At 42.2% G+C, this 12,541-nt stretch carries 11 protein-coding genes; 5 read left to right on the top strand and 6 right to left on the bottom strand.

Features of this window, described 5'->3' with window-relative positions; genetic code table 11:
- Positions 1–162 precede the first annotated feature (162 nt).
- A complete protein-coding gene (locus AC0VX1_RS01285) occupies positions 163–642 on the bottom strand; it encodes a MarR family winged helix-turn-helix transcriptional regulator (RefSeq protein ID WP_413010821.1) in 480 nt (159 codons plus the stop codon).
- A 130-nt stretch (positions 643–772) separates the two neighbouring features.
- Here AC0VX1_RS01285 and AC0VX1_RS01280 point away from each other — a divergent pair, with 130 nt between their 5' ends.
- Positions 773–2,287, top strand: a complete 1,515-nt coding sequence (locus tag AC0VX1_RS01280; protein ID WP_063574505.1) for an MDR family MFS transporter — start codon at positions 773–775, stop codon at positions 2,285–2,287.
- Positions 2,288–2,415: 128 nt separating this feature from the next.
- On the top strand, positions 2,416–3,126 hold the full coding sequence (locus AC0VX1_RS01275; RefSeq protein ID WP_475469634.1) for an SGNH/GDSL hydrolase family protein: 711 nt from the start codon (positions 2,416–2,418) through the stop codon (positions 3,124–3,126).
- Positions 3,127–3,160: 34 nt separating this feature from the next.
- Here AC0VX1_RS01275 and def read toward each other — a convergent pair whose 3' ends face one another.
- The gene (gene def, locus AC0VX1_RS01270; RefSeq protein WP_034304843.1) at positions 3,161–3,739 is read right to left on the bottom strand and encodes a peptide deformylase; all 579 of its coding nucleotides are present in this window, start codon (positions 3,737–3,739) and stop codon (positions 3,161–3,163) included.
- A gap of 250 nt (positions 3,740–3,989) precedes the next feature.
- Between def and AC0VX1_RS01265 the strand changes: the two genes are divergently transcribed.
- A complete protein-coding gene (locus AC0VX1_RS01265) occupies positions 3,990–5,723 on the top strand; it encodes an AAA family ATPase (protein WP_063574507.1) in 1,734 nt (577 codons plus the stop codon).
- A 175-nt stretch (positions 5,724–5,898) separates the two neighbouring features.
- On the opposite strand, the gene AC0VX1_RS01260 is transcribed toward AC0VX1_RS01265, so the two are convergent.
- The 4 genes from AC0VX1_RS01260 to nagE all read right to left on the bottom strand — a co-directional run bounded on the left by AC0VX1_RS01260 (position 5,899) and on the right by nagE (position 10,316).
- Positions 5,899–7,353, bottom strand: a complete 1,455-nt coding sequence (locus AC0VX1_RS01260; protein WP_475469633.1) for a DHA2 family efflux MFS transporter permease subunit — start codon at positions 7,351–7,353, stop codon at positions 5,899–5,901.
- The gene (locus AC0VX1_RS01255; protein WP_475469632.1) at positions 7,350–7,523 is read right to left on the bottom strand and encodes an MbtH family NRPS accessory protein; all 174 of its coding nucleotides are present in this window, start codon (positions 7,521–7,523) and stop codon (positions 7,350–7,352) included. The genes AC0VX1_RS01260 and AC0VX1_RS01255 overlap by 4 nt, the downstream gene beginning before the upstream one ends.
- A 221-nt stretch (positions 7,524–7,744) precedes the next feature.
- A complete protein-coding gene (locus AC0VX1_RS01250) occupies positions 7,745–7,933 on the bottom strand; it encodes a hypothetical protein (RefSeq protein WP_475469631.1) in 189 nt (62 codons plus the stop codon).
- 472 nt (positions 7,934–8,405) lie between these two features.
- Positions 8,406–10,316: an N-acetylglucosamine-specific PTS transporter subunit IIBC gene (nagE, locus tag AC0VX1_RS01245; RefSeq protein ID WP_098866091.1), complete on the bottom strand. Its 1,911-nt coding sequence runs from the start codon at positions 10,314–10,316 to the stop codon at positions 8,406–8,408.
- 305 nt (positions 10,317–10,621) lie between these two features.
- Here nagE and nagA point away from each other — a divergent pair, with 305 nt between their 5' ends.
- Together nagA and nagB are read left to right on the top strand one after the other, a co-directional pair.
- Entirely contained in the window at positions 10,622–11,800 is a 1,179-nt protein-coding gene (nagA, locus tag AC0VX1_RS01240) for an N-acetylglucosamine-6-phosphate deacetylase (protein WP_475469630.1), read from the top strand.
- Positions 11,800–12,534 carry a glucosamine-6-phosphate deaminase gene (gene nagB, locus AC0VX1_RS01235; protein ID WP_034304857.1) on the top strand — a complete coding sequence of 245 codons (735 nt, stop codon included), beginning with the start codon at positions 11,800–11,802 and terminating at the stop codon, positions 12,532–12,534. Before nagA ends, nagB begins: the two co-directional genes overlap by 1 nt.
- Positions 12,535–12,541 lie beyond the last annotated feature (7 nt).

Here is a 12,541-nt window from a genome sequence, read left to right as displayed (position 1 = left end):
GATTTGTAGATTCATATTAGCAGATAATGAAATTCATTATCAATATATATTTTAATGGAAACAGACATTGTTCATTCTCTTCCAAAATATTCAACTCTATCCCTTACGCAGGATAAGTAGCTCCCAGCTGGCTAAAAATAAAAAAGGCAGCCTACATATCAGCTACCTTTCACGCTCACTCATTAACTTGTCATTTTCTTTATCCATGATTTTTGTGATTTCCTCAACAAATTGATTGATCAATATTAGCTCTTGCTCATTATAAGCTGAGCATAATTCTTTTGTGGCAATGGAGAGCGATTGATAGTGCGATTTAATCTGTTCCTGCCTTTCCGGTATCGGCATAATCATGACCTTTCTTCCGTCCAATTGATCTCGTTCCCTTTTAACATAACCCGATTTCTCAAGGCGATTGATCAGTGCCGTAACCGAACCCGTGCTCAATCCTGTAATTTTGGATAATTCACCAGCGGTAATCGGTCCTGTTTCATTCAATATTTCAGCACTCTTTAAGTCCGTATGGGACACCCCTATTTTCTGGGCCATATTTTGTTGAAATAAAACGGATCTCATTCCATACCGCTGCAATCTGTGTGTTAAACTCTCTAACAGAGCTGAATTCAACCTATTATCGCTTGACATAAAATGCCACCCCTTTTACACTTGAATTTATCTTGATTATCAAGATAAATGTTTTGTTTCATCTTAACGTTTACCCTTCAACCATGTAAAGGAAAATTCATGAGCTGGTTGATATGAAGGAGGAAAATAAATGAACGTTCAAAAAAAACAAAAATTCATTGTTGCCGGTTTACTACTGGGTATCCTGATGTCAGCAATGGATAATACGATTGTTGCAACTGCGATGGGAACGATCGTTTCTGATTTAGGCGGATTTGATAAGTTTGTATGGGTGACATCTGCCTATATGGTCGCCACGATGGCAAGTATGCCGATATTCGGTAAGCTTTCGGACATGTATGGAAGAAAGAGGTTTTTTATTTTCGGACTTATAGTCTTTTTGATTGGTTCCGCATTATGCGGCATGGCTCAGAGCATAGTGCAGTTAAGTATCTTCCGTGCAATCCAAGGGATCGGCGGAGGCGCCTTGATGCCTATAGCCTTTACGATTATTTTTGATATTTTCCCACCTGAAAAACGGGGAAAATTAACTGGCCTTTTCGGTGCTGTATTTGGGGCATCAAGCGTATTGGGACCACTTTTAGGTGCTTATATTACTGAATACTCCAGCTGGCACTGGATTTTCTACGTCAATGTTCCGATTGGAATCATTTCTTTATTTTTCATCTGGAATTATTACAAGGAGTCACCCAACACCCAGGAACAAAAAATTGATTGGGGTGGCGCAGCAACTCTCGTCATAGCTGTTATTAGCTTAATGTTCGCTCTTGAACTAGGCGGGGAGTATGGCTGGAGTTCCTCTCCCATCATAGGCCTGTTTGCCAGTTTTGTGGTTTTCTTCGTTTCATTTTTCTTTTTCGAAAAAAGAGCAAAAGATCCCATCATTTCATTATGGCTGTTTAAAAGGCGATTATTTGCCACTTCTCAGATTTTAGCCATTCTTTATGGCGGCACATTCATTATTTTAACCGTCTATATCCCGATTTTCGTGCAGGCAGTTTACGGTGGTTCCGCAACAAATGCCGGACTGATCCTAACTCCCATGATGCTTGGTTCTGTATTCGGCAGTGCAATTGGCGGGATATTCAATACAAAGACAAGTTTTCGCAACTTAATGACGATTTCCGTCATCTGTTATTTTGCAGGTATGCTTCTATTAGGGACCATCACCCCTGATACCAGCAGGACTTTATTAACTTTGTACATGATTCTGACTGGATTTGGCATGGGCTTTTCTTTCTCCCTTTTGCCTATTGCGTCCATTCACAACTTGGAACCTAGATTCAGGGGGTCGGCCAATTCAACAAACTCCTTCCTCCGGTCATTTGGGATGACACTCGGTGTAACGATTTATGGAGCGATTCAGACCAATGTATTCCAAAGTAAAATGACGGATGCATTTAAAGGAATGCAAGGAAGTCCGGATACAGCCGGATTGATGGAGGACCCACGTCAGCTCTTCCAATCGGAAGCACGTGCGGAGATTCCGGATTTTATCCTGGATAAAATCGTTCATGCGATGTCCGATTCGATTTCATTCATCTTCACCTTGGCCCTCATTCCGATCGGTCTTGCTGCAATCACTGTGTTCTTCATGGGAAAAACAAGGGTGGAAACACCTTCAAAAAAGGAATCCTTACAATAAACAAAAAGCGCTGCACTCCCAGCGCTTTTTGTATTTTCATCTCCCTTCTATAAAGGAGGTGAAGATTGCCGAAATATCATTCCACTACTAAAATATAAGTAACACATTCACATACCGAGGTGAGAAGTTTGAAGATCGTATGTTTTGGAGACAGTTTAACCAGAGGCATCTCTTATGTTAGGGGGCGCCTTCGCATCATTAAAGAAAATTATCCAAACTCTTTAGCTAAGCTAACAGAATCTTTGCCATTCGTCGAAGTTTTGAATAAAGGGGTTTTCAATGATAACTCCGACCTGTTGGTTAGCCGGATCGAGAAAGACGTCATGTCGGAAAATCCCGATATCGTATTAATAGAGGTAGGTGGAAATGACTGTAACTTCCATTGGGACGAAGTAGCCAAGAATCCAGAAGCTGACCATGAGCCCATCGTTCCAATCGAACGCTACCTGGAAAATGTCACAAAACTTGTCAAGCAGGTTCAGGACAAGCATATAACCCCTTTCCTTTTAACTCTTCCGCCACTGGATCCTGCCAGATATTACAGATCCATCGCCGATAAGTTCGGTCATTCAATCGGCCATTTCGTTTCCCATGTCGGCGGTATTGAACATTGGCATGGGATGTATAATCGCCAATTGAAAAGCCTTGCAGAGGAACTAAAGGTGCCTTTGATCGACGTCCGTTCCCATATTAAATCCTCCGGTGACTTGGGTCCCTTGATTAGCGATGATGGCATCCACCTCACTTCAGAAGGATACCAGCAAATGAGCCTGGCCATTTTCAGTGATTTGCTGAAGCATATGGAAGAAGATATGTTTCCTAAAGCCATAAAACGGTAAAAAGGCAAAGCATGGCGCTTTGCCTTTTTGGGTTTTACAGACTTTTCACTTCCACGTTTTCCGGAAGCTTGAAAGGGTTTTCGGTATTGATCCGGTCATAAAACATCATCCCGTTCAAATGATCTAGCTCATGTTGAAACACGATTGCAGCAAAGCCCTTCAGCCGCATCTCTATTTCCTCACCATTACCGTCAAAAGCTTTGATTTTAACCCGTTCATAACGAGGTACATATCCTTTAATATCACGGTCGACAGAAAGGCAGCCTTCACTTTGCGGTAAATAGATCATTGTGGCCGAGTGGCTGATGATTTTCGGATTCACAAGGGCATATTCAAACAGCTTCCCCTTTTCGTCTGGGAAATACATGACGAACATGCGTTTATTCAAGCCTATCTGATTGGCAGACAACCCAACTCCTTCACGCAAGTTGAACTTCTTTTGGAGTTTTGGATCCTGACTGTTTTTCAGGTATTGCATCATGCATTCCAGCGTTTCACGATCTTCATCCGAAATCGGCAGGCTAACTTCATCCGTTACCTGACGCAGAATGGGATCCCCTTCTCTAACGATATCCTTCATCGTAATCATATAGTCTTTTATAAATTTACTCATAGAACTTCACACTCTTCTACCATTTTATTTTTTCATGACTTAGACCATTTCACTTTAGCATTTCGCATTTAAAAAGTCTAATATCCCGGATAGATTAAATATTTCTAAATTCCGGACTCTTTAAACTCTCATACATAAGTGTTACTTCTTTCCTTTAACATTATTTACCTTTAATTTAAGGTACAAAGACCTATAGATTACATGTTTAAAAATTTTATACTGAATATATATACTTAAAGGAGATGAAAAATTGAACTCGAACTCTAAATTAGTTTCGAAATTGCTGCCGTTCCTTACGGCTCTCATTGTGATAATTGCTGGAATCAGTTGGTATGCTGTTACTCAGTCAAAGGATATGGTCATTCCTTTTTCATCGGTGGAAAAAACGATTAAAGCCCAAAATGGAGCTCCTGTCACCATTGAAGAAAAAAGAAATGGCACTCTTCACATTTCCACACCAGATGGAGAATACGTTTCAAGTATTCCTCCCAACAGTCAAATGATCAATAAACTTGTCGAAACTTATAACGTTCAATATTCTTTTTCATCAACTAATAAATCAGCATTATGGATTTTAGGCGGGTTAATGGCGGCCCTCGTCACAACCGGTGTCATTATACAGAAAAAATCAAAGGGCGGATTGCGGATCGGCAGCAAAAAACAAAGCCTTTCCACCCCAAAACCCCTGCCAGAGATAACTTTGGATGATGTAGGCGGTTTGCAATCCGAAATCAAACAGGAGATCCTTCAGACACTTACTACACTAAAGGAACCTGAACGTTCAGCTAAAATTGGAATTAAGCCGCCTCAAGGCATTTTATTATACGGCCCTCCTGGAACGGGGAAAACGCTGCTTGCACAGGCAATTGCAAAAGAGCTTGGTGCAAACTTCTTCTCAACGAGCGGTTCAGCCTTCAACGAAATGTTTGTTGGAGTCGGTGCAGCCCGTGTCCGCAGCCTTTTCCAAAATGCACGTAAACAATCGCCAGCTGTCATTTTCATCGATGAAGTGGATGCATTGGCTGGTAAAAGGAAACCCCACGGCGGGGAAGAAGGCGAAAAAACGTTAACCGAACTGCTTGTCCAATTGGATGGGGGCCATCCAAATGAAGGCATTTTATTCATTGCAGCGACCAACCGGAAAGATATGCTCGATGAGGCATTTCTACGTCCGGGCAGGATCGATTTCTCTTTCCAAGTCCCACTTCCGGATACACAAGGAAGAAGGGAAATCATCGATATCCATACGAAGGGAAAGCGTCTAGCGACAGATGTCCTGGCTTCCCTGGATGAGTTGGCTGAAAGTACATCCGGTTTCTCCGGCGCTGACTTAAGCTCCCTGTTCGATACTGCCTCACGTCATGCCCTGAGGAATGAACAGGATATGATTCGTAAACAGGATCTTGATTACGCGATTGACCGTACGATACTTGGAGCGACATCACGTACTTTGAATGATGCGGATACGAAGCGGCGTGTGGCCATTCATGAAAGTGGACATGCCCTGATTGCTGCTTTGACAAAGCCTGGCTCCGTTAGAAAGGCGACCATCATTCCGCGTGGGGAAGCCCTTGGATATGTAGCGCCGATACCAAAAGAGCTCCATCTGGCAACAGCCAGTGAATTGCTCGATCAAGTCAAAATGATTTTGGCAGGCGGCGTGGCGGAAAGAATGTATCTAGGGGAACATAGCATAGGTGTAGGCGGAGATGTACAGCAGGCGAAACATCTGCTGGAACAAATGGTCGATACCGGAATGCTTCAAGATGGATTCACCCTCACCTTCAATAAAGGTGAGAAGGAGCAAAAGATGCAGGAATTATTCACGAAAGCGATTCAGGAAACGGAAATGTTGATTGACTCGAATCGCCTACAGTATGAAGAACTCGTTGAAGAGTTATTGAAAAAAGAGACACTTGAGGGATCTGAAGTTCAGCGTATCGTTGACGCTTCGGAAATAACCGGTATATGCTCGAATGCATAATACTCTTCTCCACTAAGTCTTAAGAACTAATTTCCAGAGCCTGTTTGCAATAAAACAGGCTCTTTTTTTCAGCCGCAAAGCCAATCTTTAATTAATATTTTATGTAGGCAGTCCCTGTGCCGCTAGCAAAATGAAAGGGAGGTCACTGGCAAAATCACAGTGGCCTTCCTGTTACTTAACCGCTTCTGACCTGTTTTACACCAAGGGATTTAGCCATATGTTGTTTCGGTATCTTGGCCTTAAAATCATCCTTTTTCAAACGCATCGCAAATAATAGGGCTATGACGAGCAAAGCCACAGAACCTAAGAGAGCAAATTGATAGGATATTAAATTAACATGGTGCTCCCCATTCGTTCCTATCGAGCTAGTGCCCACTTCCCCCAGAATGCTGGCTAGGATGGCTACACCAATGGCCGAGCCAATCCGGTTTTGGACATTGAACAATGTGGCCGCCATTCCCATCGAAGCAGAGTTGATATTGGTGAAAGTGGAAAACTGTACGGCCACAACAGTATGTCCCAAACAGATACCGACGCTAAATAATAAGGTACGAAGGAACCAGGGGTTGGCTGTCGGCCCGACAATGCTGATCAATGTATAAATGATGATTGTACCAAGCAGCCCTATCCGGATCACCTGATGTATGCCCAGTTTCTTCGTAGTCCAAGGCATCATCCGGGAGGCCACCATCAAACCTATAGCTTCCGGGAAAGTGGTCAGCCCGCTTTCTAAAGCTGAAGCATGAAGCGAACTTTGATACATTAACGGGAACACGAAGAGCATCCCCAATAAGCCCGCCATTGAAAATAATGAAATGATGCCCAATGTCCGAAACAATCGATCGGATAATAAACGCAAATCAAGCATCGGTTCGTTCACACGCAGCTCCAATAGAATAAATGAGAGAACAAGAACTGCACCGATAATTCCTGTATACATGATAACGGGGGAACCCCATCCTTTAGATGGCCCTAAGCTCATTGCATACATCAGCATGGAAAAGCCTGCAGCTGACAATAAGAATCCTGGAATGTCCAATCTGCCAGCAGTTGATTCTTTATTTTCTTTTAAAAACCATACACCGAATATCAGGACCATAATTCCGAAAGGGACATTTATATAAAATGCCCAACGCCAAGACAGCTGCTCCGCAAGGAATCCGCCAACAATCGGACCAACAGCTGGTGCGAATGCTATGGGAAGCACAAGGGAACGGGACACCTTTGGGCGTTCTTCAACAGAGAACGTTCTAAATAATATGGCCATTCCAATTGGTGTAAGGATCCCGCCTCCTGCCCCCTGCAAAACCCTAAACAAATTCAAGGTTTGAAGATTATTAGCGAATCCGCATAAAAAGGAGGCTGCCGTAAAGACACCCAATGCCATCAAGAAGATTTTCTTGGTTCCAAAACGATCCCCAAGCCACCCAGCTACCGGAAGGAATACAGCCAGGCTTACTAAATATCCAACATTAATGCCACTGGCTGAAGAGGGATCAAGGTTAAATTCACTACTGATCGTTGGAAGGATCACATTGACAATCGTCCCGTCCATCGAAACCATGAACATCGCTATGACATAAACGATGCTAACTACTATTTTAGGGTCCATTTGCATCCTAACTTTCATTTTGTTCCATCAATGCTAGCAACTAGTTTTATGTATTTCCAGCAGTCCTTTCGATATATCAATGACCAGCCTTCCGGAACAACCAAAAAGGCGGGCCAAAGGGAATTTCGACCTTCTTCAATTATAAATTCATTGTAGATCCCATTTTCATTCACGAAACGTTTAGTCATCAGTCATTGTCCTCCTTCATAATTTTTTCAAATTCTCGATAGAGAATGTTTGTTAGCTATCTCCTAGACAACCAATAATGATAATCATTATCAATCATAATCTACAGGTAATGATATATATTTATAACTTACTGGTCAAGTGCCTTCCGTGGATTTACTGAGAAAGTCCTATTTCTTACCAGTCACATTTCTCTTCAAAGCAAAACGCAAAGCCCTGTTAATCAAAGCGGTAAAACTGAAAGATGCCCTTCCCCTTCAGACTCGTTGAATTGAACATTCACTCTGCTATCCTTCAAGGATAATCGTTTTGATAATTCCAAAGCATTTTCATTCGTGCCGCTTTTATGGTTGCCTTCCAGCTCCCCCACGCCAAGCAAAAAGGAAATATCACCATCCTTTCCTTGATTCAATTGGGAAAGGAACTTCTCCTCCTCCATCAACTAGAGGTTTTGCAAATAGTTGAAAAGCTTAATAAAGAAGACAATTTATCACATCAAGAAGTATATAAAGAAGCCGTCTTATCCAATTGAAAGGTGTGGTTCGTAAAACGTATAATTCATCAAATGATATTCCCGAATCAACTGATTCAAACCAACACCTCCGACTCCTCGGGCATGGTTTCCATCTGAATTTTATAACATAGTTGATTGGAGCGGGTGTTCGAGACTCCTGCTTAGAAAAGCGCGTCTTGGGGAGACCCTTAGGTGCAAGCCGAGGAGGCTCCCTGACCGCCCGCGGAAAGCGAGTGCCTGGATTTGGAAATCAGCATCCAAATTGTACAAGCCATAAAAAAACTGCAGGCAAACTCACTTTTCTTTGAGTTTGTCTACAGTCTAAAGTCTAAAGGGATGTCGACAAGACGACACCTCTTTTTTAACCGTTTTATAGTTTTTCCAACTGGATGATATCTGGTGTATTTTGTTTCTGGATCCCTGACTTTTGCAACTTCACTGCCGTTCCTTCAGGTAAGTTAGTGAATATAATAGGAGTGACCGTTGATGGTGCATTCCGTTTAATGAAATCTAAATCAATTTCCAAAAGAGGTGTTCCCTTTGTTATTCTTTGGCCTTCTTGAACAAGAGCTGTGAACCCTTCTCCATTTAATTTAACTGTATCCAAACCAACATGGATCAGAATTTCCAGACCATTATCCATTTTCAAGCCCAGTGCATGATTTGTCGGGAAGATACTTAGAACTTCCCCATCGATTGGGGATACTAGTTTTCCGTTGACTGGCTCGATAGCAAAGCCATCCCCCATCATTTTCATGGCAAACACTTGATCGGGAACTTGTTCTATCGGTAAAATGGTTCCTTCAATTGGAAGGACAAAGTCATTTGCACCCAAAGCTTGGTTTTCCTCTACTATATCCTCTGCCACTTGTGCAGATGGACTTGTTTTCACTTGGCTTGGGTCGACTCCATCCTTGACAAGCTGTTTCATTGCATTTGCAACGAATTCAACGTTCGTTCCTACAATGACCTGTACACTCGATTTATTCAACTTCATGACACCGCGGGCACCATGCCGTTTTAAGGCTGCTTCATTCACATTTCCTGAATCGGCCACTTGTAAACGCAAGCGTGTTGCACAGTTATCAATTAGCTTTATATTCTCTTTACCGCCAAGATCTTGAATGAAAAGCGATCCCATATCGGTATATTTATCCCCTGTTTTCACAATAGTTTCTTCTTCCACTTCTTCCTCATCGTCTTCACGGCCAGGTGTTTTTAAATCCATGATCTTGATGACAAAATAGAAAATCACGAAGTAAACTGCCGCGTATACCAATCCAATCGGGATTAACCATAGCGGTTTTTGCGCAATACCAAAGTTCAAGAAATAATCAATGGCTCCTGCAGAGAATCCAAACCCATGATGGATATCCAATATAACAGCAAGTGCCAGAGAAACCCCGGTTAAAAGGGCATGTATTACATATAACACCGGTGCGATGAACATGAAAAGAAATTCAATCGGTTCAGTGATTCCTGTAAGGAAAGAAGTGAAAGCCAACCCAACAAGCATCCCCGTCACCAATTTACGTTTCTCTTTCTTAGCAGCTGCAATCATTGCTAATGCCGCAGCTGGAAGACCGAACATCATGATCGGGAAAAAGCCGGTCATGAAGGGCCCAGCAGACGGGTCCCCTGCGAAGAAACGATTTATATCACCTGTCGCTCCATTGTACTCACCAAAGACGAACCAAACCATACTATTCAAGACATGATGCAATCCTACTGGAAGCAATAAGCGATTCAATACGCCGAATACGCCAGCACCCAATGCCCCTGCACCTGTAATCCAGTCACCGACACTATTTATTACATCTTGAATCGGAGGCCACACGAAACCGAATATTCCCGCAAGTATGATCATCGCAAGCGAAGTGATGATCGGGACGAATCGTTTCCCTGAAAAGAATCCAAGCCATTCAGGGAGTCTTATGTCGGAGTATCTATTATATAGAAGAGCGGCAACTATCCCCGATATAATACCGCCTAAAACAGCCATGTTGATTTCTTTATCAATCGCTTGTGTACCATTCGTTAATACAAAGTATCCAACAAGGCCTGATAATGCCGCAGCGCCACTTCCATCTTTGGATAATCCAATCGCTATTCCCAAAGCGAACAATATCGCAAGGTTATCGAATATCGCCTTTCCAGCTGCGGCAATAAAGGCAATATCAAGTAAATCCGGTTGCCCTAAACGAAGCAATAACGCGGCTGCTGGTAAAACGGCAATCGGTAACATTAAAGCTTTCCCAATCTTTTGTAAAAAATTTAACATCGAACTCATCTCCCTTGTACCTAACTTCTTTGATCAACAACAAGATGTATTAAGCGTTTTCATTTTATCAATATAATAACTTTTCTTTGGGATTATACTAGCACAGAAAATATATAGATGTCTATACCAATTTACTTGTAAATATACTATATTCTTCGAAAACATAGTAAAAATATCATTTTTGTTCTTGATACTCCTTAACTGGTCTAGACAACTTTTAATAAAAACGATAAAATGAGGGCAAAATATATGAGACCATTTCATGACTCATTCATTAAGTTTTACTTTCATAAAGGAGATTATGTATGAAAACATTCATTATTAATAATCTGATGGTTCACAGCGAAAAGGAAACATACAAAAATGGGTACATTAAAGTCGTGGATGGAAAAATTGCCGATGTTGGTCCAGCCAGCCAATACAAACAGGACGATGATGCCAAGGTGATCACTCTTTCACCGGATTATCAGGTAATTCCCGGTGCCATCGACATTCATATTCACGGGGCATCCAATTCCGATGTAATGGATGCCACACATGACGCATTATCCACAATGGCAAAGACCCTTCCTAAAGAAGGAACCACCAGCTTTCTGGCCACTACAATGACCCAATCCACCCAAGCCATTGAATCAGCACTTCTTAATGCTGGTAAATATATCGAAAATCAAACTCAGGAAAATGCTGAAATAGTTGGAGTACATTTAGAAGGTCCTTTCATTTCACCGGCCCGTAAAGGAGCACAGCCTGAGGATTATATCGTTGATCCTGATGTCACTCTATTTAAAAGATGGCAGGAAATGGCCGAAAATCTAATCAAGCTTGTAACGCTTGCTCCTGAACAACCGAACGGATTAGATCTTGCCGCCCACTTAAGGGGAACTGGCGTCGTCGCCTCCATCGGCCATTCAGATGCAACATATGACCAAATAGATGAAGCAATCCAGGCAGGGACTACCCACGTTACACATCTTTATAATGGGATGCGTGGACTCCATCACCGCGAACCTGGCGTTTTGGGAGCTGCTTATCTTCGAGATGAGCTATATGTTGAACTTATTGCTGACGGCATTCACTGCAGGCCGGAAATGATCAAGCTCGCATATAACCAAATTACCAGCGAACGAATGATACTGATAACGGACTCACTTCGTGCCAAATGGCTTGAAAAGGGAACCTATGATTTAGGTGGTCAGCCTGTTAATGTTGACGAAACGAAAGCAACGCTTTCAGACGGCACACTAGCCGGCAGTATATTGAAAATGAACGATGCCATCAAGAACACAATGAAATATACCGGTTGTTCCATGACTGACATTATAAAAATGACGGCGGAAAACCCTGCCAAACAACTTCGGATTTTTGACAGAAAAGGAAGCATCCAAGTCGGCAAAGACGCAGATCTTGTAATATTGAATGACCGCTTGGACGTTGAAATGACTTTCTGCAGAGGAAATTTAGCTTTTAAAAAGGAGAATGTATAATGAATATCATACAAGTGCAGGACTACACGGAAATGAGCCGGACAGCCGCAGAAATAGTAATCGGAAAAGTCAAAGGAAATCCGAATATCAAATTGGGCCTTGCAACAGGCGGCACCCCTAAAGGAATGTACGATAATTTGATTGAAGACCACGTGCGCAATCATACTTCATATGAACATGTAACGTCTTTTAACCTTGACGAGTATATCGGCTTAAAACCAAATGATCCAAACAGTTACCATTTTTATATGGATGATTCCTTATTCACTCACATCAATATAAATAAAGAGCGTACTCACCTGCCTAATGGCACAGCCGATGACACGAATGGAGAATGTCAACGGTATGACGAAATGATTGATTCCGTGGGCGGGATCGATCTTCAGATACTTGGCATTGGCCAAAATGGCCATATTGGTTTTAATGAACCTGGAACTTCCTTCACATCCGGTACACATGTCGTGACACTTGAAGATTCGACGCGCCAAGCGAATGCACGTTATTTCGACTCCATAGACGAAGTTCCGACACATGCCGTTACGATGGGCATTTCAACAATCATGAAAAGCAAAGAAATTCTGCTGCTGATTTCTGGTGAAGAAAAAGCCGAAACACTGAAGAAATTGATACACGGTGACATTTCAGAGGAATTTCCTGCATCTATCCTAAAAAAACATAATAGTGTTACAATTATCGCAGACCAAAAAGCGTTATCCGGAGTGATAATACCCTAAAGGAGCG

The organism is Peribacillus sp. QJM3NY_7 (genome assembly GCF_056173225.1).
The sequence above is the reverse complement of the archived record's forward strand: the minus strand, read 5'-3'. Positions and strand labels throughout refer to the sequence as shown.